Origin of the sequence: Ferruginibacter sp. (genome assembly GCF_028288465.1) — a bacterium.
Taxonomy (GTDB): domain Bacteria; phylum Bacteroidota; class Bacteroidia; order Chitinophagales; family Chitinophagaceae; genus Ferruginibacter.
Window position 1 is genome coordinate 18,679 of record NZ_JAQBNR010000062.1, and the last position, 25,645, is coordinate 44,323.

At 42.2% G+C, this 25,645-nt stretch carries 22 protein-coding genes; 18 read left to right on the forward strand and 4 right to left on the reverse strand.

Annotated elements, in window-relative coordinates; translation table 11 throughout:
* Positions 1-37: 37 nt before the first annotated feature.
* The 12 genes from JWR61_RS23895 to JWR61_RS23950 all read left to right on the forward strand — a co-directional run bounded on the left by JWR61_RS23895 (position 38) and on the right by JWR61_RS23950 (position 10,263).
* Positions 38-859 (forward strand): helix-turn-helix domain-containing protein, encoded by an 822-nt coding sequence (locus JWR61_RS23895; protein ID WP_301930214.1) that lies wholly within the window; start codon positions 38-40, stop codon positions 857-859.
* Positions 860-961: 102 nt separating this feature from the next.
* Positions 962-1,612 carry a cupin domain-containing protein gene (locus JWR61_RS23900; RefSeq protein ID WP_301930215.1) on the forward strand — a complete coding sequence of 217 codons (651 nt, stop codon included), beginning with the start codon at positions 962-964 and terminating at the stop codon, positions 1,610-1,612.
* A gap of 114 nt (positions 1,613-1,726) precedes the next feature.
* On the forward strand, positions 1,727-2,842 hold the full coding sequence (locus tag JWR61_RS23905) for a carbohydrate-binding family 9-like protein (protein WP_301930216.1): 1,116 nt from the start codon (positions 1,727-1,729) through the stop codon (positions 2,840-2,842).
* The gene (locus JWR61_RS23910; protein ID WP_301930217.1) at positions 2,839-3,918 is read left to right on the forward strand and encodes a family 10 glycosylhydrolase; all 1,080 of its coding nucleotides are present in this window, start codon (positions 2,839-2,841) and stop codon (positions 3,916-3,918) included. The genes JWR61_RS23905 and JWR61_RS23910 overlap by 4 nt, the downstream gene beginning before the upstream one ends.
* A 49-nt stretch (positions 3,919-3,967) precedes the next feature.
* The gene (locus JWR61_RS23915) at positions 3,968-4,996 is read left to right on the forward strand and encodes a methyltransferase (protein ID WP_301930218.1); all 1,029 of its coding nucleotides are present in this window, start codon (positions 3,968-3,970) and stop codon (positions 4,994-4,996) included.
* Positions 4,997-5,261: 265 nt separating this feature from the next.
* The gene (locus JWR61_RS23920) at positions 5,262-6,041 is read left to right on the forward strand and encodes a DUF5668 domain-containing protein (RefSeq protein ID WP_301930219.1); all 780 of its coding nucleotides are present in this window, start codon (positions 5,262-5,264) and stop codon (positions 6,039-6,041) included.
* A gap of 139 nt (positions 6,042-6,180) precedes the next feature.
* Positions 6,181-6,552, forward strand: coding sequence for a DUF4288 domain-containing protein (locus JWR61_RS23925; protein ID WP_301930220.1), 372 nt, complete (start codon positions 6,181-6,183; stop codon positions 6,550-6,552).
* The gene (locus tag JWR61_RS23930; RefSeq protein WP_301930221.1) at positions 6,542-7,609 is read left to right on the forward strand and encodes a sensor histidine kinase; all 1,068 of its coding nucleotides are present in this window, start codon (positions 6,542-6,544) and stop codon (positions 7,607-7,609) included. The genes JWR61_RS23925 and JWR61_RS23930 overlap by 11 nt, the downstream gene beginning before the upstream one ends.
* Positions 7,590-8,315: a LytTR family DNA-binding domain-containing protein gene (locus JWR61_RS23935; protein ID WP_301930222.1), complete on the forward strand. Its 726-nt coding sequence runs from the start codon at positions 7,590-7,592 to the stop codon at positions 8,313-8,315. Before JWR61_RS23930 ends, JWR61_RS23935 begins: the two co-directional genes overlap by 20 nt.
* 250 nt (positions 8,316-8,565) lie before the next feature.
* Entirely contained in the window at positions 8,566-9,144 is a 579-nt protein-coding gene (locus JWR61_RS23940; RefSeq protein ID WP_301930223.1) for a hypothetical protein, read from the forward strand.
* Positions 9,145-9,355: 211 nt separating this feature from the next.
* On the forward strand, positions 9,356-9,784 hold the full coding sequence (locus JWR61_RS23945) for a hypothetical protein (protein ID WP_301930224.1): 429 nt from the start codon (positions 9,356-9,358) through the stop codon (positions 9,782-9,784).
* A gap of 116 nt (positions 9,785-9,900) precedes the next feature.
* Positions 9,901-10,263 carry a hypothetical protein gene (locus JWR61_RS23950; RefSeq protein WP_301930225.1) on the forward strand — a complete coding sequence of 121 codons (363 nt, stop codon included), beginning with the start codon at positions 9,901-9,903 and terminating at the stop codon, positions 10,261-10,263.
* A gap of 76 nt (positions 10,264-10,339) precedes the next feature.
* Here the strand turns inward: JWR61_RS23950 and JWR61_RS23955 are convergent, their stop codons facing one another.
* A complete protein-coding gene (locus JWR61_RS23955; protein WP_301930226.1) occupies positions 10,340-11,683 on the reverse strand; it encodes a metallophosphoesterase in 1,344 nt (447 codons plus the stop codon).
* 612 nt (positions 11,684-12,295) lie between these two features.
* Between JWR61_RS23955 and JWR61_RS23960 the strand changes: the two genes are divergently transcribed.
* Positions 12,296-13,105 carry a helix-turn-helix transcriptional regulator gene (locus tag JWR61_RS23960; RefSeq protein ID WP_301930227.1) on the forward strand — a complete coding sequence of 270 codons (810 nt, stop codon included), beginning with the start codon at positions 12,296-12,298 and terminating at the stop codon, positions 13,103-13,105.
* 78 nt (positions 13,106-13,183) lie between these two features.
* The gene (locus JWR61_RS23965; RefSeq protein ID WP_301930228.1) at positions 13,184-14,140 is read left to right on the forward strand and encodes a nitrilase family protein; all 957 of its coding nucleotides are present in this window, start codon (positions 13,184-13,186) and stop codon (positions 14,138-14,140) included.
* A gap of 20 nt (positions 14,141-14,160) precedes the next feature.
* Here JWR61_RS23965 and JWR61_RS23970 read toward each other — a convergent pair whose 3' ends face one another.
* Together JWR61_RS23970 and JWR61_RS23975 are read right to left on the reverse strand one after the other, a co-directional pair.
* Entirely contained in the window at positions 14,161-16,893 is a 2,733-nt protein-coding gene (locus tag JWR61_RS23970) for a PIG-L family deacetylase (RefSeq protein ID WP_301930229.1), read from the reverse strand.
* 99 nt (positions 16,894-16,992) lie between these two features.
* Positions 16,993-17,526 (reverse strand): DUF1203 domain-containing protein, encoded by a 534-nt coding sequence (locus tag JWR61_RS23975; protein WP_301930230.1) that lies wholly within the window; start codon positions 17,524-17,526, stop codon positions 16,993-16,995.
* Positions 17,527-17,913: 387 nt separating this feature from the next.
* Between JWR61_RS23975 and JWR61_RS23980 the strand changes: the two genes are divergently transcribed.
* The 3 genes from JWR61_RS23980 to JWR61_RS23990 all read left to right on the forward strand — a co-directional run bounded on the left by JWR61_RS23980 (position 17,914) and on the right by JWR61_RS23990 (position 20,809).
* On the forward strand, positions 17,914-18,399 hold the full coding sequence (locus JWR61_RS23980; RefSeq protein WP_301930231.1) for a hypothetical protein: 486 nt from the start codon (positions 17,914-17,916) through the stop codon (positions 18,397-18,399).
* A 53-nt stretch (positions 18,400-18,452) separates the two neighbouring features.
* On the forward strand, positions 18,453-18,908 hold the full coding sequence (locus JWR61_RS23985) for an META domain-containing protein (RefSeq protein ID WP_301930232.1): 456 nt from the start codon (positions 18,453-18,455) through the stop codon (positions 18,906-18,908).
* Positions 18,909-18,982: 74 nt separating this feature from the next.
* Positions 18,983-20,809: a lipase family protein gene (locus JWR61_RS23990; RefSeq protein ID WP_301930233.1), complete on the forward strand. Its 1,827-nt coding sequence runs from the start codon at positions 18,983-18,985 to the stop codon at positions 20,807-20,809.
* A gap of 87 nt (positions 20,810-20,896) precedes the next feature.
* Here JWR61_RS23990 and JWR61_RS23995 read toward each other — a convergent pair whose 3' ends face one another.
* Positions 20,897-22,804, reverse strand: a complete 1,908-nt coding sequence (locus JWR61_RS23995; protein WP_301930234.1) for a M56 family metallopeptidase — start codon at positions 22,802-22,804, stop codon at positions 20,897-20,899.
* Positions 22,805-23,099: 295 nt separating this feature from the next.
* Between JWR61_RS23995 and JWR61_RS24000 the strand changes: the two genes are divergently transcribed.
* Positions 23,100-25,304 carry a carbohydrate binding family 9 domain-containing protein gene (locus JWR61_RS24000; protein ID WP_301930235.1) on the forward strand — a complete coding sequence of 735 codons (2,205 nt, stop codon included), beginning with the start codon at positions 23,100-23,102 and terminating at the stop codon, positions 25,302-25,304.
* Positions 25,305-25,645: the final 341 nt, after the last annotated feature.

Here is a 25,645-nt window from a genome sequence, read left to right on the forward strand (position 1 = left end):
CAAAGAGCTATTTTTAGTTACAGCTAACAATCTAAAAATGATCTATCAATTCTTTCAGCCTGCTCCTTTTTTGAAAGAATACGTGAGGGAATATCTTTTGTTGCATTTTAAATTTGATGGTGTTTCTATAAATCCTACACGGGCATATACCCCTTGCCCTGAACAATGCCTGACTTTTGATCCCAGGGGCCGCATCACGGCCGTCGACAGGCAGACGGGTAAAGTACAACGCAGGAGTAATGCGTATTTATCCGGCCAGCAAACGGCCTGCTACGACCTTCATTTCGATCCGGATTACCTGATGCTTAAAGTTGTTTTTCAGCCAGGAGCATTGTTTAAACTGTTTGGTATTCCGCTGAATAAATTGGAGGGGTATGTAAACGCAGATGATGTGCTGGGTAAAGAGATCAGCCTTGTAAATGAACAACTGGCAAATACTGATATTTATGAAAAAATGATACAGGTAGTTGACTTGTATTTATTTCATAAAGTGAAAAAATTAAAGCGACAACATCAACCGATAGATGAGCTTGCCAGCATGCTTTACTGCCAGCCCAATCAATTTTCGCTTAACTGGTTTGCAACGCAGGCATGTTTAAGTCCAAGGCAGTTTGAAAGAAAATTCCTGGAACGTATAGGTGTGCCTGCCAGGTTATACCACCGCATTGCCCGGTTTAACAAGGCTTTTGAATTAAAAGATAAACACCCTGAGTTAGACTGGCTTGACATTTCAGAAACTTGCGGCTACACCGACTTTCAGCACATGAATAAAGATTTTAAGCAGTTTGCCGGAGTTACTCCTACGACGCTGCTTAAAGCTCATGAGCAAGCCACAGAAAAACTATTAAGGTTGGTCTGAAAATGTCGTTTTCTTACACCTGACAACAGGGGCTATTCATTTACATTTGCTTTACCGGTTTCTGATTAAAACAAACATTCATAAAGTAACCGGCTATTACCTATGCACAATTCAACTACAAGACGCACTGCCATTCAACAGCTGGCGATGGCTATCGCAGGGTTAAGTTTATTTTCTTTACCTGGCTGCAGTGCCAAACAAAAAGAACAGGAAGAAGTACACAACACAACGAAAAAATTGTCGCCATTTTCCCTGCCTCCAGCAGCTCCACTGGATCCCGGACCGGGCGGAATAAACATTCGTACGTGGATCCGCAGTTCGCAAACCAACATGCAGTTTTCAAACGTAGAGACTGCCGTTGCCCCCAAACAAATGGGCCCTGCCCCGCACGTACACAAAGAGCTGGATGAAATAATGTTGGTACTCGAAGGAACTGCCTCGGTTATTGTTGATGGAAAAACTGATGAAATAACAGCCGGTGGCTGGCACATGCGGCCAAGGGGATTGGAGCATACTTTCTGGAATGCGGGAGATAAACCGCTGCGCTTTATGGACATGTATTTTAACCAAAACTTTGAAGATTACCTCGAAGAATTATTTCATAAAATGATTCCTGATATGGTACAAAATAAATTATCTCCTGCCGATCCTGCGATAGCCGGGAGAATGGATGAACTGAACAAAAAATTTGGAGTAACCATGTTCCCTGAAAAAAGGCAGGCCATTATTGATCAGTATGGTTTAAAGGCTTAATGTACAAAAAATAAGCGGGATAAACTCCTGCAGCAAAGCGTTGCGAATCAACAATTGAATTAACTTACCATTATTATTTAATTGTTGAACCACCAACCTTAAACCACTTTGATTTTGAATCGCTGTATTTTTTGCATTGCATTTATCATTACTTCTATTTCTGTCAAACCCGTCAAAGCCCAGGACCTTTTTACGGGCTACGAACAGTTATTTACCACCCCACGGCAATACACCATTTACAAAACAAAAGACCCTATAAAAATTGATGGCAAATTAAAAGAAGTATCGTGGAGCAAGGCAGAATGGTCAGATGATTTTGTTGATATTGAAGGTAATAAAAAACCCGTTCCTCCATTGAAAACGCGTTTTAAAATGCTTTGGGATACGCAATATGTATACATCGCTGCTGAGCTGGAAGAGCCCAACACCTGGGCCACACTGAAACACCATGATGACATCGTTTTCAATGACAATGATTTTGAAATTTTCATCGATCCGGATGGCGATATGCACAACTATTTTGAGATAGAGGTAAATGCGCTCAATACTATCTTCGATTTGTTTTTAACCAAACCCTACCGCAATGGTGGCGTCGCCCTGATCAACTGGGATGTACAGCAATTGAAGTCGGCTGTATCCGTGCAAGGTTCTGTTAATAATACCAGGGACATTGATAAAAAATGGTTTGTTGAAATGGCCATTCCATTGCGTTCCATTGCTACCGGCTTTAAAGAACAGGTGCCTGCAGATGGAAGTTTCTGGCGCATCAATTTTTCAAGGGTTGAATATGAAACTGAAATTGTTCATGGTAATTATATTAAGAAAGCGGATTCTGTTTCAAAACGTCCGCTGCCAGAACACAACTGGGTTTGGTCGCCGCAGGGACCAATCAACATGCACATGCCCGAACGCTGGGGTTACCTGCAGTTCAGCACGCAAAACGCAGGTTCATCAAAAATAAATATGCCGTTGCCTGCGGCCGAAACATACAAAAAATATTTGTGGTTACTGTTTTATAAACAACAGCAATACCGGCAGCAACATCTCCAATACGCAACCGATTTACCGCTGTTAAATTTTCCTTCAACAATTGAAAGTGCTGGCTTAAATTGCCATATCGAACTGGTGGCAACAGGGCTTCAATACATAGCAGTCCTGCAGCCTGCCGGTATTGCGGAACGGTGGCAAATAGACCAGGATGGTAAAATCAGTAAAGCAAGCAATCCATGATCAGCAAAAGACAATTTTTAAAATCAGCGCTGGTAGCCGGTGTTGCCAGCGCACAGCTCTCCTTAAACGCATCTGCAGGCGATGGCTATTTAAAAAAGAATAAAAAGAAGTGGAAGCATTGGGTATGGATCAATCCCAATCCAAAAGATACAGATGCAGCCATTGATGCCTTGTATGCAGCTTATCATGATGCAGGTATCCGCGGTATATTTTTTGAAGCCGACAGTGAAAAACACTACCGGCTGGCAAAGAAAAATAACATCGCAGCTCATCGCTGGATGTGGACCATGAACCGTGGTGAAAAGGAATTGCTGGCAGCACATCCCGAATGGTATGCGGTAAACCGCAAGCTGGAATCCTGCGCTGAAAACCCTCCTTATGTGAGTTATTACCGCTGGCTTTGCCCATCCAAAGAAGAAGTGTACCAGTATTTGGAAGCTGATGTGAAAAGCATACTCAGCAAAGATTATGTTGATGGTATTCACCTGGATTATGTGCGTTATTGCGATGTTATTTTGCCATTGAATTTATGGGATAATTATGGGATTGAACAAACCAAAGAACTGCCTGAATACGATTATTGTTACTGTGATGTTTGCCGGGAAAATTTTCGTTTACAAAAAGGCGTTGATCCGTTGTCTGTAATGTATCCCGAACAGAATTTATCCTGGCGCAGGTTCCGTTACAATAACATAACAAGAATTGTAAACAGGCTTTCAGCTGTGGCGCATGATTTTAAGAAACCCATTACAGCAGCGGTTTTCCCAACACCGGAAGTGGCTAAAAGAAATGTGCGGCAAGACTGGACGAACTGGAACCTGGATGCTGTTTGCCCGATGATCTATCATGGATTTTATAAAGAAGATATTGGATGGATCGGTGATGCGGTGGCAGAAGGTGTGAAAGGAATAGGCGGTAAATTTCCCTTGTATGCCGGGTTGTATTTACCCGATTTTAAAAGCAATGATGATATAAAAAAAGGCATTGAAATTGCGATGCAAAATGGTGCAGCCGGTGTATCCTTGTTTGGACATGTGGATGCGCCCATACTGGAAATATTAAAGTCTGTGTCTTAAACAATCATTGCTTTTTGCTCCTTATGTAAACTAAAATAAATTGCCTGAAATGACAAACGATACGATTGCCCTGCCAGAAACTGACCCTGCTGATTTGATTGGTTTAAGAGACAGCGTTTACGCAACAGACCTGTTGATCACTGCGCTTGGCCATCTCGATTTTTTTACAGCCATTGAAAAATACGAACTGGATTTCGAAGGCATCTGCAATCACTTTAAAACAGACCGTCGGTGCACCGATGTAATGCTTACTTATTTTGTTGCACTGGGCCTGCTAGCCATCGAAAATGGTCACTATGTAGTTACTAAAAAGACGTCCGAGTTTTTGTTATCTACTTCAACATGGAACCTGATCCCCTACTTTTCCAACCTGCTTGAGCGGCCGATTATTGAAAAAATGCTGGATGCACTGAAGACCGGAAAGCCACAAAGCTGGGGCGCTAAAAAAGATGAGCTGGACTGGGCGAAAGCCATGGAAAGACCTGATTTTGCAGCGATGTTCACAGCGGGTATGGATAGCCGTGCGGCATTAATGGCTCCGGCTATTTCAAAAAAATTCGACTTCAGTAAATACAATACAATGCTTGATATCGGTGGTGCTTCCGGTGTGTATGTTTGTTCCATCATTGATCATTTCCCCAACCTCACCGGTGGCATTTTAGAAAAATCACCTGTAGATAAAATTGCTGAAATTTCTATCCGAAATAAAGAAAAAGAAGCATCTGTAAAAGTCATCGAAGGCGATATGTTTCAGTCCATCCCCGCAGGTTTCGACATCCATTTATTTTCGCATGTACTGCACGACTGGACGCTGGAACAAAACCAAATCCTGATCAACAACTCATTCAACAGCCTGAATAAAGGTGGCGTAATCATGATTCATGATGCCCATATTAACCCGGATAAATCTGGCCCGCTGTCAACGGCCGAGTATTCTATTCTGCTGATGTTTTCCTGCTGGGGCAAATGTTATTCCATTACAGAACTGGCTCCGCTGCTGGAAGCTGCCGGTTTTGTAAACATACGAGAAACCCACACCACCGGCAACAGAAGCATCATCACCGGAGAAAAGAAATAACACGAATACTTCTCTGGGAATGGCGAAAAAAGGCCAGGCACAGACCATCCCCAATTTTTACTTTTTACTTAAGCATTAAGCCTTTTGTCTCCTGCCTTTTGCCTACTGCTTTCTGTCTTTGCCTTCAGCGTTCAGCCTTAAGCTTTAAACCTTCTGCGTTCACCTACAAAACACCTGCGTTTACCGCCTTTCCACCTGCAATTGCCTAATGCCATTTTCATTAGTATTTGCGCTACTATACATTTGTGATATAAAATTAAACACAATGGAAAACAGTAAAGGAACAAGAAACTATGATGGAGGAAGAATCGTAGCAGGATTGATACTGGTGGGCGTGGGTGCATTTTTGTTATTACGTAACATGGGCTTCTGGTTGCCCGGTTGGTTATTTTCCTGGCCAATGATTTTAATACTGGTCGGTATTTACTCTGGCGTAAAACATAATTTCAGAAACAATGGGTGGATAATTTTAGTCGGTGTAGGCGGTTTTTTTTTGGTAAGCGATTTTATTCCCAGTCTTGGCTTGCAACCTCTTTTCTGGCCGCTGGTGATAATAGGCGTGGGAATATTATTTATACTAAGGCCCAACAAAAAAAGCTGGGTTGATTTTAATGCCGATATTAATATCAATAAACAAACAACCAGCACAACCGACGTATACGGCGTTACTCAATCGCCGGTTGTAGCGGGTTCTATCGACAGCTCAGACTTCCTGAATGTACGTTCCGTGTTCAGCGGCGTAGTAAAAAATATAGTATCAAAAAATTTCCAGGGTGGCCGTATCTCCTGCGTATTTGGCGGTGCCGAAATTGACCTGAGCCAGGCCGATATTAACGGAACGGTGATATTAAAACTGGAAGCCGTATTCGGCGGTGTAAAACTGGTAATACCTCCACACTGGTCTGTGCAAAATGACATCGAAGGTGTCTTTCATGGCATCGATGATAAGAGAAGATTCAATCCGGATGCCACCATCAATCCCGGGAAAATATTGATACTAAAAGGTTCTGCGGTATTCGGTGGCGTGGAGATTAGAAGCTACTAGCGAGTTGGTGAATGGTGAATAGTGAGTGGTGAATAGGGCCCACAAAAACAAAGTCACCAACGACCATTGACGATTGAGCGCTCACAACTCACCATTGACTATTGACCATTCACTATTGACCATAACAAAACTACAGCTCATGAATTGGTTCCTTGCAAAATTGGTTTTCAGAATTGTTTGCGGATCGGGTACGCATACCGCACAATTTGAAGAACAGGTCCGCCTGATTTATGCAGATGATGAATTGCATGCGTTTCACAAAGCAAGATTATTGGGAGAAGGAGATTCTTTAAAGGAGGGAAGTCTCGTGGACGTACAATGGAAATTTATCGATGTATGTGAGCTGCATTTGCTTGGACAGTCCACCGATGGCGCCGAGATTTTTTCTACGATAAAAGAAGAAGCAAATGCAGAAGCGTACATTCGCAGCATACAAAAAATAGCTTCGCAATTGTTCCAGCGCAGCCTGCATCAGTTCACTTGTTTAAACAGCATGTCCATTGGCACGTAATACTGCATCGCAAAAAAAAAGCGTACTGGTTTTCTTTGTCACCTTCCTCTCCTGGTTTGGGATATGGAGCACGCTGCAGGTAAATGTATTGCTGGATTTTGGCATCCCAGTTTCACGTGCCATTACTGATTCCGTCATCAGCAATTTATTGCTCGAAGCTTTCTGCCTCCTCATCATCAACAACATGCGGTATTATCTTCCCAAGAAAGAAAAATACTGGTACACGCTCATCATCAGCTTTGGGTTAAGTTGTTTATGGCTCTTATTATTACGCATCATTTTATGGCGGGTATTTAAAACTGACACGGCTTATTTAACTATGCTGGCGCATACTTCTCTCATCCGTTTTGCTATTGCTTTTTTAATCATCGGTTGTTGTACTGTGCTGAGTTTGCTCTGGTATTCCCAGCAGGATCAGCAAGCCGATAACGAGCGAAAGCAGGCTATGGAAAGGTTGGCAAGAGAGGCAGAACTGAATAAATTGCGCCAGCAATTACAACCGCATTTTTTATTCAACAGTTTAAATTCCATCAGTGCACTTACCGGAAGCCAGCCCGAAAAAGCCCGTCACATGATACAGCAGCTGAGTGATTTTTTACGCGGCACCTTAAAAAAAGAACAACAGCAATGGACCAGTTTTGAAGAAGAACTGCAATACCTGCAATTGTATTTAGATATCGAAAAAGTGCGCTTTGGTTACCGTCTGCAAACGCAGATAGAAACAGAACCTGCTGCAATGCAAATGCATTTACCATCTATGTTACTGCAGCCACTGGTTGAAAACGCCATCAAGTTCGGACTGTATGATACCATTGGTGAAGTCACGATTTTTATACAGGCAAAAAAAGTAAACGACCTGCTGGAAGTGAGTGTACAAAACCCTTTTGACGAAACCACCTCGGCGCCGGTAAAAGGTACGGGCTTCGGTTTATCTTCCATCCGTCGACGGTTATTTTTGTTATTTGCAAGGCACGATTTGTTACAGATAAAAAAAGAAGCACAACAATTTATTACCACAATCAGCATACCGCAACAAAATGAAAGCAATCATAATTGACGACGAACCACTGGCAAGAATGATGGTGAAAGAATACCTGCAGGCCTATCCGCACATTGAAGTAGTGCAGGAATGCAACGATGGTTTCGAAGGCATGAAAGCCATTCAGCAACACCAGCCCGATTTAATTTTCCTGGATATACAAATGCCCAAAATAAATGGTTTTGAAATGCTGGAACTCATCGATAATCCGCCGCAGGTCATTTTTACCACAGCCTTTGAAGAGTATGCTATCAAAGCATTTGACGCCCATGCTGCCGATTATTTATTAAAGCCATTCAGCAAGGAACGCTTTGATAAAGCCATGCAAAAATTGCAGCAACCTCACACCAACGCTGCACAAGCAGTAGTTGAAACTGCACTGCAGGCCGCCACACAAAGCAACCGCATTGTGGTAAAAGACAATGGCAAAATAAAGATCATCCCCGTAGTACAGGTGCAGTACCTCGAGGCCGCCGACGACTATGTAAAAATCGTGACCGCCGAAGGCAGCTTTTTAAAAAAGAAAACGATGCAGCATTTTGAAGACATCCTGCCGCCACAGGAATTCATCCGCATCCACCGCAGCTACATCGTCAACGCACAACTCATCACCCGCATAGACCCCTACGAAAAAGACAGTCACCTTGCCCTGCTAACCACCGGCGCCCGACTGCCTGTAAGCAAAGCTGGTTATGCCAAATTAAAAGAGGTGCTGGGTATTTAGCGTTGTAATTTTTTTATGTGACCAGCCGTATTTTTTTATAGCGGCATCGTTGCGTCGCACACTTTTACGGTATACCGTTGTGGAACTTTTATCGAAGTGGAGGCGTACCCCTGTCATCAACTCACACAGCAGACGATGTTTATTCAAAAGGCGATTGATGAATATATCTGATGTGCTGACTAATCTGTAATTAAAATTATCATTCAATTTAAACAAGGTATATTTATCAGCTTCCATACAACAACGGAATATGAAAACACTTAAATCCTTTGCTCTTTTACTAAGTTCAAATATAGCTGTTTGTCAAACAACACTACCTGTTTCAACACACAACCAAAAACCGGTTCAGTCAACTGATAGTATTTTGAGTGCATCGCAAACGGAGCTATTGGTTAACAGCTCTTATGCCAGATCATTGGATAGTTTGGCTTTGCATGTTACAGGCCAAAAAATAATGAATACGTATTCCGGCAATGCCGGCTTTATTTTAGTATTGAATAACAAATCCTGGGCAGTAGCATACAGGGTTGACAGCATGGTTGTTTCTTCTTTTGGCAAGGGCAAAATTCCCGATACAATTATGAATAAAATCAACTCAAAAAAATTGGGCAATGCGGCAGCTCCTATTGGCAATTATCAAATATCCAGCGGAGAAAAATGCGATATTAAAGCAGAACTAAAAAAGGCATATGGCAACGTAATAACGGGGCTTTCAATAGGAAAAAGTACATTCAACTTTAATTTTGAAAATGACATGGAACTGGAATTTCTGTTGGTAAAAGACAACAATAATCAACCAGCCATCAGGGTGTTTTGGGAACAATGGTGAGGCAGGATTAAAGTTGATGGAGCATGCTTGCTTACGCTGTTACCGATACAGTTTAAATATTTTCCTCGTTACGTCCCCGTTACACCATTGTGCCGGTCTGACCTTCGGTGCCCACCAGAGGTTTAGCCACTCACATCAAAAATATTTTCAGGTCTTTTGAAAATAAACGCTACGTTTATATTCAACACACAATCATTTAAACAACTAACAGGTGAATACAGCAATTCAAACAACACTGTTCCAAAAAATAGCAAGAATAATGTTGGGCACTTTTATGGTGCTTGCCGCCGCCGGGCATATGACATTTCAGCGGGCTGCATTCCAGGCGCAGGTTCCTGACTGGATACCCATGAGTAAAGATTTGGTCGTGTTGCTCTCTGGTGTTGTGGAACTGCTGTTGGGCCTTGCTATGATCTTTTGGAAAAAAGAAAGAGTAAGAGTTGGTATCGCACTGGCAATATTTTATGTATTGATTTTTCCGGGTAACATTGCGCAATATGTAAACGGTGTAAATGCGTTTGGTCTTGATACCGATGCTAAAAGATTAACTAGGTTATTCTTTCAACCCATGCTGGTGCTTTGGGCACTATGGTCAACAGGTGCGTTGAAGGCACTGCTTAAAAGAAGAGCACAAAATTGACGCCGGTGGTCTTTAACCTGCCCAATAAAAATGGTGCAGTGCTGCTTTGAATTTGTTCTGCTAAAAAAAATACGCCATTAAAACGAAATGGCTGTGTATCAATAAAACGTTCCCAGGTGAAAAATATTTTTTTAGTTTTGGTGCTGGCGCTGATATTTCGAGCAACTGCAAAGGCCCAGACATGCGATGATTTGCCGGCTAATTTCCGTTCGTACAATGAGGCCACCCGCGCAATACAAAACACTTCCTTCGTACTCACCGATGAACTTCCCTTCGGTAAAAGCTCCTGGTTTTTGAGTGCGGCGTACTACAGTTGTGATAATTATTTTGGCTACCTGGTATACTCAACACAGGACAGAAAAGAACACATTCTTGAAGGCGTTCCCCTGAAAGTGTGGACGGAATTTAAAACCGCCAAAGTAACCGTTACCTATTACATACAAAACGTAAAAGGGAAATACCGGATGGTGCCTGACTAAGAACTTATCTGCATCAAATAAAAAAGGGTCATGCTATAATGATGCATAACCCTTTAAGGAAAACCCCGCTTTGTATTTACTGAAATTTAATCGGTGTTTTATTATCCTTTACACCAAGGTCGGTCCACAAGGTTGTCGCAAGTCCGGCCAGTTGCTGGGACATGGTTGCCAGCTGGTCAATTTGTTTACGTTGATCAGGCGGCATTTTTTCATCTCCTGCAAAATGCGCTATAGTTGCGTTTCTGAACAATGGGGCGGCGAAGGAAGCCAGCGGCGCTGGCGCACCCATCAGTGTGGTCAGGTAATAATTAAAGTAGCCATCCAGGTGTTGGGTAAGGAACATATTTGAATAGGCGGTAAAACTTAAACCACCGGGCAAACTTGCCGCTATAGATTGTACTGTTTTTGTATCTACGTCCAGCGTTTTTTCTTTCATGGTTATAATCCTGTATGGACTGGGGTTACTCACCAGCGAACCTGTTTCAATGTCAAAAAGTTCTCTTCCATTGTGTGTATAAGAGGTGATGTCATTGGCATGATAGTGCCCGGTAAAAATAATATTTAACCCTGCATCCATCAGCTTATTGGCGATGTTGATATTATCCTCCACCACATACCCGGGATCTATCTGTGTTTGCCCTGCATAATGCTCTACTAGATTATGGTGCATCATGGCAAAGATGGTAATGTGCTGTTGTTTTGCCTGTTCCAGCTGAGCCAACGCCCATGTAAGTGTGGCTGGTTTAATCCGGCCATCTGCTATATCGCCGGATGGACCATACTCTTCATACCGGCTGGCATCAATTGCAATGATGCGTAACCCGGCTTTTGGTTGTACCACATAACTTAATGAGTTCGCATCCCTGGAAATAGCATTGTTGTATCCAAAATTGCCATAGATGGTTTCAAAATCAGTTTTTGTCGTCATCTCAACGGGATAGGCGTTGTTACCATCATATTTCTTTGCCTTGGCATTGTTAATATCATGGTTGCCGGGCATAACGTACACCTTGGTACCACCGCTCTGAAGCTGGTTAAAAAAAGCCGCCATCGCCTGGTGACCGATCTTTTCGCCATCCTTTGTAAGGTCGCCCGGCACAAGTAAAATATCCGGCCGTTGTGCGGTTAAATCAGCCAATACATTCCTGAAAATAGGATCGCTGAATTGCACCAGCTTGGGATCCCGCGCTACATAGTCTTGAAAAGCTGCACCCTCAGCACCATTGTTCACCAGCAAAGAGGGGTGCATGTAATGTATATCGGAAACGACAGCAATGGTAAGGTGGGGATTGTCTTTTAGCAATCCGTCGTCCGCCTTGTTGTATTTGGAAGACAGCGTTTCCTGGCTGGTAAATTCCTTTTTGCAGGATAAGACAAACAGGCTTAATACTGCTGCAAGCATCCATAGTTTGAGTTTCATTTTATAGATTTTAAATGATGAAAAATAGTACCCGATATTGGGAATCGATAAGATGTATAAGACTTAAAATACAGTGTTTCCGGAAACTGTTCAATACCAAAACTAATGGCCAAAAAAGCCGTTGCCAAATTGATTTCACCGTGTATCATTGTGTGTGACCGCATGATCAACCAAATAATAACTTTGCTGACTTGTAATTGGTAAAATTTGCAAAACGATCAGCATGTTGATGTGGCATTTGCAAAAAATGCTAAAAAATTAACCCAGTGTTATACAATTCTGCAAAAGAAATTTATCAGGGCAAACCAACTTTATCCTCTTTTGCCGTGCCACATACCATTCAATTTACCTTATCATGCTGCACTATGAATTCCGTCAGATTGAATTTACCGGCAATAGTCAAACGTTAAACCAAAAATAGACATGACCTTAAGGTTTGTCAATGACAACTATTAGTGAAAAAAATGATTGTGGTCAATAAGTTTGTTTTGTCAGTGGTCTCTTGATTTTCTCACTATGCTGCATTAGCTTACACACAATTCCTGGTTCGTTTTACAGCATTTTCTATCCAAAACAATCCGCTATATTTGGGTAGGCTGCAAATCCCTTATTATGCAAATTTCACCTGCCAACAAATTATCCGGTTTAATAAAACATTATCTTTTTTTAGAAAGCAATCAGTCGCAGATACGAAAGCTGCGCTTGTTTTCTGATGGTAATCCGGCAATGGTACTTTCGCTTAGAAACAGCCTGATAGATTTCAGCAACGGCAAAGGGCTGCCGCAATATTTACCTGCTTCATTTTTATACGGCCAGTTAACTAATTTCAGAGACATTTTTATGTTTAACGAAACAGCCCTGATCATTGTAGTTTTTCAACCAACCGGCTTATATCAGTTGCTTGGAATGCATATTGCCCAAATGCAGGATGCCATTGTACAAACAGAAGACCTGCTCGGTAAGAAAGCAATCGGCCTGCAGGAAAAATTAGCAGATAATTTTTCTCCGGGCAAGGCGGTTCAGCTGTTGGATAGCTTTTTCATGGACATTCTTGTAAGAAAATCATTTATTGACATTACAATGGTGAACGCGGCCGTTAATTGTATTGTATCAAACAAGGGTATTGTTCCAATGCGCCAGTTGGTAAAATTAACCGGCTATACAGAACGGCACATCGAAAGAAAATTTATTGAATCAGTCGGTATTGCTCCCAAAAAATTCGCCGGCATTGTAAAACTTCATTCCTTTTTAAAACAATTAAAAGAGGGCGAAAATCTTACTGCCGTTGCGTATGCCGCAGGTTATGCTGATCAGTCACATCTTATCAAAACTTTCAAAAAACACACTGGTATTACCCCGAAACTATACCTGGTAAAAGCGCAAAAACTAGCTTCCAATTTTGTGGAATTTGCCGAAATGTAATTAAAGTGCCATGTCGGAATTGTACAATTTTGTTAATGCCCTGCCGTGTAATTTTGGGCATTAATTAAACTCATCATCATGAATAATCTCAGAATAGCTACCGCACAGTTTGAAAACAAAAGCGGTGATAAAAATTACAACCTGTCTGTTATCGATTCCCTTTCACAACAGGCAGCTGCCGGCGGGACGGATGTTATTGCCTTTCATGAATGCTCTGTCACAGGCTATAGTTTTGCCCGTCATCTTTCAAAAGAACAAATGCTGGATCTGGCGGAGTTTATTCCTGGTGGTGAAAGTATTGCTGCGCTCACTGCGATAGCAACAAAACATGGTATTGTTATTTTAGCGGGGCTGTTTGAAAAAGATGAACAGGATAATTTATACAAGGCCTATGTATGCGTAAATGAAAACGGGCTGGCAGCCAAATACAGAAAATTACATCCGTTTATCAATCCCCATTTAACACCGGGCGATGCGTATTGCATTTTTCAAATCAAAGGTTGGCAATGCGGTATTTTGATTTGCTATGATAACAATATTATAGAAAATGTAAGGGCTACCAAACTGCTGGGGGCCGACATTATCTTTATGCCGCATGTAACCATGTGTACGCCCTCCACCAGGCCGGGCGCAGGTTTTGTTGATCCGGCATTATGGCTCAACCGCGAAAACGACCCTACTTCTCTGAGGCTCGAATTCGATGGCATGAAAGGTCGTGACTGGCTGATGAAGTGGCTGCCTTCAAGAGCGTACGACAATGCGGTGTACGTTGTATTTAGCAACCCGATTGGCATGGATGACGATCAATTAAAAAATGGATGTTCTATGATCATTGATCCTTTTGGTGATGTGCTTGCTGAATGCCGTTTATTGGATGATTGTTTTGTAACTGCTACCTTAACTCCGCAGAAATTAACGGAAGCAGGCGGCTATCGGTATATAAAAGCAAGACGACCCGATTTGTACCGTGATATCATTGGCATGGAACATCAGCCGGAACAAAAAGTTGTTTGGCTGAACGGAGATAAAAAATAGAGGATGGCCACGCCCAGCACTTATTTCTTTCCGAAGCTGATTAAATTGGCCATAATGCGGTAGGCACCCGTTACGCCATTTGGCAACTGCCGGTGAAATGAATAAGCGCAATAAGTATAGTACCCCTTTCCAAATTTAGCCATCAGCCATCCGCCGCTCTGTGGTGCCTGGTCTTTATCATGCGTGGCAACAATGGGCGTATACGCAGCGTCCCAGGTTGAAAAGAATTTTGAACCCCTTTGTTCTTCCCAATGCTCAAAATCTTTCACCGTTATCTTGTTTGGATAATTTAACACCCGGTGATGTTCATCCAACAATTGAATGGGCGAATCTTCTTCAGAAACTTCTTCGGAATTATCTGGTAATACAGCAGGATATGGAGCCATTTTTTGTGGTACAAATTCCGGCGTTTGAAACAACACGATTAAGTGGCCCCCATTTTTTGCATAATCCAGCAGGCGTTGGTTGTAAGTGTTTAAATCGGAGCGAACGGCGTAGGCTCTTGTGCCAATCATAATTACGTCATACTTGCTTAAAACAGCGGATGAAAGATCACTGGGGTTGAGTAACTGTACCGTAGCGCCCAGCTGTTCAAGGCAGCGTGGCACTTCATCACCAACGCCCATTACATACCCGATCCGTATGCCCGGCGTGATTGTGACGTTCATTCCTTTTATGTTGGCGATAGCAGGATGATACAATACAGCCTGGTCCATATCCCGATGGTTAATTAGCTCATAGCCCTCCGTATAGTCTTTACCGTTCGCCAATGCGGTCGCCTGTATAGCGTAATTTTTTTGCTCAATGCCCTGCATTAAAATTTTTATGGTAAAGTTGTTTTTTTCTCCAGCCCTGCTAAAGGAAAAAGCTTTTTGTTGCGGAACCGTTTTCCAGCCGGTGGGTACTTTCAACGCCAGGCTTCCGCTGATAATGCTGTCATAATTATTGACCAGTTCTATAGTCACATCGATACTCTTCACTTTTTTATTCAGCGGAATAATACCGTGCCGGGATTGGATATTTACGGCGATTGCCGGCGCTATTTTTAGCGTGTAATCGTTATAACCGTAAGGCAGATTGGCCTGCCTTACCTGAACCGGCATTTGTAGTTCGATTGCTTCCCCGTTAATGGTATAAGTGGCGGACACATTCATTGCCGGAGCACCCCATGGTAAATATTCGTATGCTGGGTTTTTTAAAAAGTATTGATTCTGCTGCAACGAATCCAGGTAAAAATAAGGTTGCGAATAAGGTGCATTTTCAGAAAGGGTCACCTCACACGACTGCGTTATTTTTTCATTCGGCCGCAACTGGTTAAACACGGCTTCATTACCAATCAACCTTGTTCCGGCCGGACCGGTAATCCGGATTAGTTTGGGCGAAATTGAAACCGTACTGTTGTTTACCAGCTCCACTTGTACCTTAAAAGTTTTGCCAGCAACGGCAACCCCCATCGTTGGGAGCGGTTCCCAGAAGTTCCGGGTATTGCTTGTATTTTCCGGCACGGCAATGCCTTGCAAATGAATGCCCAGGGCCGTGTTGATAGCATCCGTGAACTGGCGTTCTTTGATGCGTAATAAAAAAAGCGCTTCAGACGGATAGGTAAGTAAACGAATGGCAGCACGTGTTTTCGATAAGCCATCGGTAAGCTGCGAAACTACAGCTACAGGTGTATCAACACGAAGTGCGGCAATTGCTTGAGTTATGTCTGTGGCGATGTCCGTGAGTAAAGGCATTATTCCTGCGGGTGCCGTTTCACCACTCATGGTAAAGATGCCGGTGATAGTCGTGTCTATTCCGTCAAAAAAACTATTTTCTTTTTCATTGCTTTTTAAATTGCTGTGAAGACGTTCGTAATATTGAACAGCAGGGCCGCTGACTTCATTGATTTGCCCGGCAAATTGTGAGCGGTGAAAGCTATATCCCAGCGCAGCAAAATTTTTGTAGGACTTGCCAAGCCATGGACTGTACTCCCCGGTATTCAATCCGATATTCCAATGCTCATTTTCTTGCACGCCGCCTCGGTAAAATTTAAGCGCCTTCCACGGCCGTAATCCTTCACCACTAATTTGCTCGGGGAATGCCAACGGATCGCCGGCCAGCAAAAAAGCCTGCTGACTTATTTCGCCTGCTGCCTGGTGGTTTCCATGCCCGTCTCTTTCCGAACCATGAAACCGGGACACGATCACCAACGGCCTGTTGATACGGATAACCTTTACCATCTCCCGCATTACATTTTCTTTACCCCATTTATCATACGCCTCTTCTACCCTTTTTGAAAATCCATAATCAACCAGTTTGGTAAAATACAAATCATCCAAACCATAATAACTGGCCGCCAATAAAAACTCTTCTGTTCTTAATAATCCTAATGCTTCAAATGCTTCTACGCCCACCACATTGCCACCACTCTCGCCCCGGTTTAACGACAGTAAAGCAGTCCGGGCGCCGGTGCCGCGGCCAAGATAAGTTACCAGGTCTGCAGCTTCATCGTCGGGGTGCGCCTGGGTATGCAACACACTGGCAGTAGTTGTAAGTTTCAGCAATTTTTGATATAGCCCTGTTACACCATGATCCTGCGGCAAGTCACGTGCCGCCTGTTTCTCGCCGGTGAGGGTTAAAACTTTGTACAAGCGATCCGTGCTGATTTGCGCCGATACATTGGTGCTATCAATAGCGATAAAACATATAATAAAACCGCAGCAGTTAACTACTTCTAAAAAGAAAGAATGCAGGAACAACATACATTTCATGTGGCTGATAATTTATAGTACTGAAATTACTGTAATTGAATGGAATTAATCTGCCAACAATTTCAGCAAATCTCTGCCTGTAATAAATTCATCATTCATTTAAACCGCATGAAAAAAATGTTTCCGATGGCCGTACAAGACACCAGGTTTCTGCCATACTTGTACCCTTTCAACCGAGCAATTATAACAGCCTTGTTTAGCGCTGTGGATATGGATATAAGTGATTGAAGGATTTGAAAACATAATCTCAATCTGCTCACTCAGTGCGTCACCTTCGGTAACAGCTGCCTCTTTCATAAAACCCTTTTCATCATATCCCCTTAAAGAAAGTGGCTTGTTCATCAATATCACCGGAATTTGGTTGACTGCCATTGCAGCTGTTGTTGCCTGCTTTCTTACAAAGATGGGACCTGTAGCCTGGTAAGGTGAATTTGTTCTATGGTGCTGGTAAGGGAGTAATAAAATTTCTTCTCCTATGGCAGGATTATCCAGACTTACCCTGCAGGGAAAGCCACGTTCCTTGTCTACGATCATTCTTACAGCGCCTGTTTCAGCCAGTTGATCATCGCTCAAATCAAACAGGAAACTGAATTCATTTTCGTTTAAAGACTTCATTAAAAAATCTGTTTTCATGTTGCTATTTTTTATAAAAGTAGCTAACTCATGTGTTTTGTAAAACCCGGATCTTGCTATGTCTGCAGGCATTTTTTTAATTTTAACCACATTTGCTTCTGGCAGAAATTGTGTAAAAATTTACCCACTGCTACATTTTCTTTCGCCTTGTTCATACAGGCAAATTATTAATTGATTAAATCTTGTGCAACGATTTGAATGAAATAGAGACGGATATCTGAACACGTCTGAAATATTAACTATCATTATACAACTTGTAATGCAGTTCTTCAACAAAAGTGTATGTGATAAAAAATAAGCATGGGTATTGTAGTAAATTTTTCACATCTCCCCTTTTCAATGTACAGTATAGCAACGGGGTTGACCTAATATACAACTAATTAAGCTATGAGATATCTATTGCTGCTATTATTTACGACCGCTGCTGTTAACGTTACGTCATGCCGCGAAACAAAACAATCTGCAACCACACCCGCCGTAACGGACAGTTCACAAACCGGGGAAATGAAAATAATGATTCCAAATATTTATTGCTATTCCACCCCGGGCGGCAAAGATTCCGTGTATTTAAAAGTGGAAAAATTTCCAAATGTAGTCACCGGCCGGTTGATATATAAATTGTTTGAAAAGGATAGTAATACCGGGGATATCGATGGCGTATTACATGGCGACACGCTGATTGCCGACTATAAATTTCTATCGGAGGGAGTGAACTCGGTAAGGCAAATCATCTTTTTAATTAAAGACGATACGGACAGGGAAGGATATGGCGAAATGGAAGAGCGCAACGGTAAAATGGTCTTCAAAAATCTGCAGGAAACGGATTTTAAGAAGAGTGTACCGCTTAATAAAATAGAGTGCCCTATTCAATAGATACTTCGACTAAATTATGGTCCTCGTCATCCATTTGTTTTAAAATTTTGATTATGAAAAATTTAAAGCGATGCTTCTTTGCGATTGCACTGCTACTGTTGTTAAACAATTGCTCCAATACAAAAAAACAAACACAGGTTACCGGCGGCAGTGAAATGTTGTATGCCAATCAATGGAACCTTACAGAGCTAAACAGTACACCGGTTACTGAAGGCAAAGCTCACCTGCTGTTTTTCCCGGGACAGGTGACTAGGGTATCAGGCAACGCAGGCTGCAATAACCTTACCGGCACTGTTGAATTAACGGGCGTGAACCTGATACATTTTTTACCGCTTGCAACAACCCGTATGGCCTGTATTGAAGCCACCAGGGAACAGGAATTTACGAAGGCTCTGGGCCAGGTAAATAACTGGAGCATTGTTAATAACCAACTGCTGCTGAACAATGGCAAAATATTATTGGCCAGGTTAAATGCAGCACCGGTTAAACCAACAAATTTAGTGCAGTAACTATCGTACACACTGTGCAAGACTGTCTTTACCCCGCAAAAATCTTTTTATTCCAAACACTTTAAACAACTATTATGAGATTCATTACTTGTACTGCAAACCTGATTTTAAAATCAACCCTTACCCTTGCCGCAGTTGGATTTTTGCTTACCGCCGCCGCCCAGCATCTTAAGTCCGGCTTTGATAAAGAAGAATACCGGCAATTGATGTTATTGAATGTAAGAACCGCCGCAAACGAAGAATATGCAAAGGACTTTGAAGCACCGAAAGATTATCAAATGATCTATCGTTCTGCTGTTATTGGTCTTGATAATTTATGGGACCTGTGGACAGCTCCCAACAATACTGCAGTTATCAGCATAAGAGGTACCACCGTAAAGCCAGAGAGTTGGCTGGCGAATTTTTATGCGGCCATGGTACCAGCGAAAGGTAAGATCCAGATCAATGACAAAGAAGTTTTTACCTACCAGCTGGCGGCTAATCCCAATGCAGCCGTACATGTTGGCTGGTTATTGAGCACGGCTTATTTAAGTAAAGACATACTGCCCAAAATAAAAGAGCTCTATAGCAAGGGTACTAAAGAGTTTTTAATTATGGGTCATAGCCAAGGCGGAGCCATTGCTTTTTTAATGACTTCTTATTTATACAATCTGCAAAAAACAAATGAGCTACCGGCAGATATCCGCTTTAAAACGTATTGCAGTGCAGGCCCCAAACCCGGCAATTTGTATTATGCCTACGAGTACGAAGCGATGGTTCAGGGTGGCTGGGGTTTCAATGTGGTGAATGCAGCAGACTGGGTACCCGAGGTTCCTTTTTCCATTCAAACAACCAATGATTTCAACAGGCCCAATCCGTTTGCAGGGGCAGGCGACATGATTAAAAAGCAAAGCCTGATTAACAGGATCGCATTAAAATATGCCTACAATCAATTAGATAAACCCACAAAAAAAGCGCAGCGCAATTTTCAAAAATATCTGGGCGGTGTAGCATCTAAAATGGTAAGCAAATCTATCCCTGGCTTTACTGCGCCGGATTATTACAACAGCAATAATTATGTAAGAACAGGCACTACCATTGTATTGTTACCCGATGACGCTTACTACAAAGAATTCCCGAACGATACCAGTAACATTTTTATCCATCATCTGCACAAACCCTATTTGATGCTGCTGGATAAAATGCCCGCGGAAGCACCGACCACAACTTCAGCTACCAGCCTGGTGTATAACCCAAGTCCGGCAGATATTGCGGCGGCAAAGGATCGCACAAAACCGTTGATTCCAAAGAGAATGGTGTTGCACAGCGCCTTCGGTTTTCAAAGCCCAGACTTCGATAACCTGAACCAGCAACTGGCAGCGGCGGGCTTTATGAAATTTAATAAAACCTACTTCACAAGAGGTGCAGGCTTCTTTACCGTTTTCCCGCAAATAAGGTTGGCCACTTTAACCAACTATCAAACTTATACAGCTACCAAAGATGAAGGCAATGCAGAAAATTCATTGCGGGGCACTACAGTAGGCACATCGCTGGGCATTTCATTGCTAAGATCTTCTACTACATTTATCATTCCTTATGCCGGGGTTAGCTACTCGTGGTTTGGAGCAAGAATTTCAAAAACGCTGGCCGGCACTCAATCGTTTAATTCCTATTTAAACGGAACCGCCAACCAGCAGCATATTTCTTACAACGGGTTTGTAAGCAACATTGGTTTGCATGTTTCCTGTATGCCGTTAATCAATAAAAAGCTGTTGCATAATACTGTGGCAGGTTTTAAGGCGGGTTACTTTTCCGGCATCGGCAATCCCAAATGGAAAACAAATACCACCACGCTGGATGGCGGGCCCAAAACAAATACGCAGGGCTTTTATGTCAATGTTGTTTTGGGTGTTGCATTGTAAAGAGCAACAATAAACGCAGTGTTAACTAGTTGATGAATGGCGGTTAACACTGCGTTTATTTTTTTAGCAAGCCTGTTCACTATTGTACTATTCTCTATTGTACGACATTGAAAAATGCTTGTCTTTGATGTATTGGTCCTTAAATTTTTTGAAAATTTCATCCGGTTGTTTAACCCCATTTACAATCAACCCATTATTGCTTAATTCATAAGAGCTCAGTTCATTTTTATCTGTAATAATATGCTCTTTGATAAGGCCTGCAATTATTTTCTCCTGTAACAATCTCGCCCGCTCTTCGTCCTTTTTTGCCAGGGCTTCATCTTTTGCAGCCTGCTCCATATCTCTCTTTGCCTGGGCCATATCTTTCGCGGCATGCTCCACATCAAGTTTGGATTGCTTCAAATCTTCCTTCATTTCTTTTTCCGCCTTTTCCATTTCAATTTTTGCCCCGGCCATCTCAATATTCGATTGCGCAATATCCCGCTTTGATTGTTCGATATCTTTGTCAGCCTGCTCTTTATCCAGTGCCATCTCCTTGGCGGCTTCGTCCATTTCTTTTTTGGATTGTTCCAGTTCCCTTGCAGATTCAGCCATCTCTTTTTGAGACTGGCCCAGCTCAAGCTTTGCCTCTTCCATTTCCTTTTTGGATTGCTCCATTTCCTTTGCTGATTCAGCCATTTCTTTTTGCGATTGCTCCAGTTCAATTTTTGTATCAGTCAATATTTTAGCGGTAACTTTTTTATAATTGTCCATTTTTTCCTCCGGTATTTTTTTGCCGTCCACATACAGTTCCTTTACCTGGTTGTTTTCTGTTACCAGCATGTATTTTTTCCCGTTTTGGGTTGAATTGATGGTACCATTGATCAGTTGATCAGTAGCCGAAGGAGAAGGAACTGTGTCTGTTTGAATGGTTATGCCAGTGGCACGATTATTACCGGGAGTTTGCGTTTGGGCGTTGTTAGCAGTGAATGAAAAAATCAATACACTGGTTACAATAATACCCGCCGCTAAAAATTTCTTTTCCATGTTATTTAAGGTTTTGTTGTTGTTATAAATAATTCGTTTTATTCTGTTCATCAGTTGATTTTTTTCACCATTAAAGGCGGTAGTCAATATTGCAGCCTGCGGTAAATTAAAGGCTTCAAAAGACAGTAAGGCATTGATGTAATGTTGTTTGCTTTTCGTTTGCTGCACAGCGATTTCGTCGCAGCAATTTTCTCTTCCTGATTTTATTAAAGAAGAAACCCACAACACAGCCGGATTAAAAAAGAAGATGATCTCAACCAGTTGCTGCAACAGGTTTACCAGGAAATCTTTCCGTCGGATATGCGCCAGTTCGTGTAATAACACGGCTTCTATTTCTTCCGGTGGCAACGATGCCAGCATACCTGCCGGAAATAAAATAACCGGTTTAAAATAGCCAATCACCGAAGGTATTTTTACAATCGCTGATTGCAATATTTGCACCCGTCTCTGTATTTGTAATTGCATACTTAAAGCAGCTATTCTTTCATTCCAGTAATCGCCGGCATTCATCACTTGCCGGTTTTTCAATTTATTCACATTATACAAGCCCGCTGATAGCCGCATAAATTGCAATGCGATTATTAGAAGCCATGCCAAGACTATGCTACCTGCATTGTTATCAATAAAATAAATGATTGCATCAACTATGGGTAAGTTATTTTTTGTTATCGCCGGTTGCACAGGCTGAATTAGCTGTGTTTGAACCGTAGGAATAAAGGGGGCAGAGTCTATCAGGAGTTTTGCTCTTAGAAGCTGCAAACTAAATGTAGAAGCAACAGCCACGATGAAAACCAGTAAAGCGCTTAATAACAGATTATAGCGTACTTGTGGACTCGTATCCCTGGTGGAAAAAATGATGGTGGCTGCAATTACCGACAGCAATACACCTTGCCATAATGAATGAATCAGTGTCCAGCTTAATGCCTGAAGCATCTCTCTGGCGATGTCGGTTACAAAAAACAATACCATACAACAATTTTAAGGGTTAATTTTTATCGATCTTATTCAACCTGTCCATGATCAGCTATCACTTTGTTTGACTGTTTTATATGACTACTAAGCCTTGTTAAATTATTAGCATCCTTGCCAAATTCTCTTTTACAATTTAAAGATAGGAAAAATTTCGTACGAATACAACGCAAGGTATGCTTTATATTTTTTTTAACACGGCTTAATTTCTTCAGCCAGTATTGCTTCTAATTGCACACTAAGTTTCTGTGAATGCTTATATTTTTAATATCTTAGCCCGCTCTTATTGCTTCACATGAAAAGACTAACTATACTGCTGCTGTTTTGTGCCTTCCATTCTTATGCCCAGGATACAGATATGTTTAAACCTGATTCTGTACGCAGAAGCCTTGAAGCTGTCCGGATACAAACAACCCTGCACATAGACGGACAATTAAAAGAGCCTGAATGGCAACTGGCGAGGCCTTCGTCTCATTTTATACAGGTAGAACCATTACAGGGTACCCCGCCCAACTTTCAGACACAGGTAAAAGTGTTGTACAACAAACAGTTTTTATACTTCGGCGTTTTCTCGCAGGACTCGCTTGGAAAGAACGCGATACGAGCCACCGATTTTAAACGCGACTTCAATGTACTGCAGCATGATTTGGTTATGCTATCATTTGATGGATTTAATGACAAAAGAAATTCAATGTCGCTTGCAACAAATGCTTATGGTGTACAACGGGATCTGTTATCCTTTGATGATATCTATTACGATCTTGACTGGGATGGACTTTGGAAGGTTCGGACTACCAGGACGGACTCTGGCTGGATAGCTGAGATTGCTATTCCGTGGCAAACATTGCGTTACCCAAAAACTACCGACAGTGTACAAAACTGGGGCTTTAATATTTACCGCAATCGCCGGCTTACGAATGAAGTGACCGCCTTTTCGCCATACCCCCGCTCGTTTACTTCGATGCGCATGGACTATGCCGGCATGTTGAGAAATCTACAACCGCCACCACCCAAAACCAATATCAGGGTACAACCTTATTTAATTACTTCGTACGATAAACAAAAAGTAGATGGCGTTAAAATAGCAAGCGATGCCAAACTAAAAGCAGGTGGTGAAATTAAGTGGGCCATCAATCCCAATGCTGTCCTGGACCTTACCGCCAACACTGATTTTGCACAAGCGGATGCAGACCGGCAGGTAAACAACACCACGCTGTTTTCTGTTTTTTTCCCTGAACGCAGGCAATTCTTTTTAGAAAACGCCAGCCTGTTTGGCATCGGTGTAAGTCAGAGCCCGGATGAGTCGGGCGGCCTGATGCGTATACAACCTTTCTTCAGCAGGCGCATTGGCCTGGATGACAATGGCAACCAGATACCGCTGGAGTACGGTGGCCGTTTTGTATACCGCTCTTCCAAAAGGAATTATGGTGCTATGATGATGAGGCAAAAAGAAATGGAGGCATCGCCGGGAACCAACTTTTTTGTGGGCCGCTATTCTGAAAACTTTGGAAAACAAAACCGCATCGGTACATTGGTCACTGTTAAAAATCAACCGCAGGGTAATAATACAGTGGCTTCTGTGGATGGATTTTTTCGCCTGGCGGAATCGCATTCTGTAAGTACCATGGTGTCCGCAAGTAACACCAGTAATACCGGCAAGCGAGGCATGTCAGCCTATGCACAATATTATTTTATTAGCAACAAATTAAAAATGTGGTGGACAGAATCCATCGTTACAAAAGACTATGATCCGCAAATGGGCTTTGTATCCCGTACCAATGTAATTGGTACTACCCCTGGTGTATTCTGGTGGTATCGCGGAAAACACCTGCCTTTTAAAAAATGGTTGCGGGCATATGAACCAAGCATTTTTCCGGAGTTTTATCACCAGGTTGGTAGCGGAAAATTAGTGGAACGTACGTGGACGATTTATCCTGTTTGGCTAAACCTGCAAAGCGGTGCTTACTTTGGGTATAGCGCCACTCCAACTTACCAGTTTCTTACAGAAAATTTTCAACCGCTGGGAGTAAAAATCTTAGCCGGACCATACAAATATACCCGTCAGAAAATTTACGCAAGCACTGATCCGGCACGCAAATTAAACCTGCAAACCATCTACTGGTGGGGCACTTATTTTAACGGTCGCCTCCGCAGCGGTGACTGGACATTGCAGTACGCACCATCACCTCATTTTTCGTTATCGGGTCGTTTTAACCGCAACAATTTTTTAAAGGTGGGCGAACTTAATACCTCCACAAAAATCGACCTCTATTCAATCGAAGGACGCTTTGCAGTTAATCCCCGTGTTCAGCTGATTGGCTTTTACCAGGTGAATGCTGAGAATGATTCCAAGAATTACAATATTCGTCTTTCATGGGAGTACCAGCCCCTATCATACATCTATGTAGTGCTTAACCACCGGGACTTTCAGGACCTAACTGCAAAAACGCAAACGCAGGACCAGGCCTTGTTAAAGGTTAGTTTTTTGAAGCAGTTTTGATGAATGATTTACTGACAGCTCTTTCCGTTTATACAACGATTACCCTTGCTGAAGTATAAGCAAAAAATGACTTCCTTTTATTTCCCAAAAATTCTTTCTGGCAAGATTTTATTATTCGCTTTATCATGACAACTATCATTGCAATATTTGACATACATCATTGCAGCTTGCAACGCTTCAAAATATTTTTATGCAATCAAACGCACAACAGTTATAATAATTAGCTGTGATGTATATTGATATTGCTCCGGTACGTTATGCCATCTTCTTCCAACCAGGTATGTGATAAAAAAGAGCCCACCATTATTATTTAAATTCTTCCCTAAACCATCGATTGCTAT

What these genes read in the sequence shown, in the direction of transcription:
- JWR61_RS23895 (WP_301930214.1), top strand. Translation starts at nt 38, where the DNA reads ATGATCTATCAATTCTTTCAGCCTGCTCCTTTTTTGAAAGAATACGTG.
- JWR61_RS23900 (WP_301930215.1), top strand. Translation starts at nt 962, where the DNA reads ATGCACAATTCAACTACAAGACGCACTGCCATTCAACAGCTGGCGATG.
- JWR61_RS23910 (WP_301930217.1), top strand. Translation starts at nt 2,839, where the DNA reads ATGATCAGCAAAAGACAATTTTTAAAATCAGCGCTGGTAGCCGGTGTT.
- JWR61_RS23915 (WP_301930218.1), top strand. Translation starts at nt 3,968, where the DNA reads ATGACAAACGATACGATTGCCCTGCCAGAAACTGACCCTGCTGATTTG.
- JWR61_RS23920 (WP_301930219.1), top strand. Translation starts at nt 5,262, where the DNA reads ATGGAAAACAGTAAAGGAACAAGAAACTATGATGGAGGAAGAATCGTA.
- JWR61_RS23925 (WP_301930220.1), top strand. Translation starts at nt 6,181, where the DNA reads ATGAATTGGTTCCTTGCAAAATTGGTTTTCAGAATTGTTTGCGGATCG.
- JWR61_RS23935 (WP_301930222.1), top strand. Translation starts at nt 7,590, where the DNA reads ATGAAAGCAATCATAATTGACGACGAACCACTGGCAAGAATGATGGTG.
- JWR61_RS23940 (WP_301930223.1), top strand. Translation starts at nt 8,566, where the DNA reads ATGAAAACACTTAAATCCTTTGCTCTTTTACTAAGTTCAAATATAGCT.
- JWR61_RS23955 (WP_301930226.1), bottom strand. Translation starts at nt 11,683, where the DNA reads ATGAAACTCAAACTATGGATGCTTGCAGCAGTATTAAGCCTGTTTGTC.
- JWR61_RS23960 (WP_301930227.1), top strand. Translation starts at nt 12,296, where the DNA reads ATGCAAATTTCACCTGCCAACAAATTATCCGGTTTAATAAAACATTAT.
- JWR61_RS23965 (WP_301930228.1), top strand. Translation starts at nt 13,184, where the DNA reads ATGAATAATCTCAGAATAGCTACCGCACAGTTTGAAAACAAAAGCGGT.
- JWR61_RS23970 (WP_301930229.1), bottom strand. Translation starts at nt 16,893, where the DNA reads ATGAAATGTATGTTGTTCCTGCATTCTTTCTTTTTAGAAGTAGTTAAC.
- JWR61_RS23975 (WP_301930230.1), bottom strand. Translation starts at nt 17,526, where the DNA reads ATGAAAACAGATTTTTTAATGAAGTCTTTAAACGAAAATGAATTCAGT.
- JWR61_RS23980 (WP_301930231.1), top strand. Translation starts at nt 17,914, where the DNA reads ATGAGATATCTATTGCTGCTATTATTTACGACCGCTGCTGTTAACGTT.
- JWR61_RS23985 (WP_301930232.1), top strand. Translation starts at nt 18,453, where the DNA reads ATGAAAAATTTAAAGCGATGCTTCTTTGCGATTGCACTGCTACTGTTG.
- JWR61_RS23990 (WP_301930233.1), top strand. Translation starts at nt 18,983, where the DNA reads ATGAGATTCATTACTTGTACTGCAAACCTGATTTTAAAATCAACCCTT.
- JWR61_RS23995 (WP_301930234.1), bottom strand. Translation starts at nt 22,804, where the DNA reads ATGGTATTGTTTTTTGTAACCGACATCGCCAGAGAGATGCTTCAGGCA.
- JWR61_RS24000 (WP_301930235.1), top strand. Translation starts at nt 23,100, where the DNA reads ATGAAAAGACTAACTATACTGCTGCTGTTTTGTGCCTTCCATTCTTAT.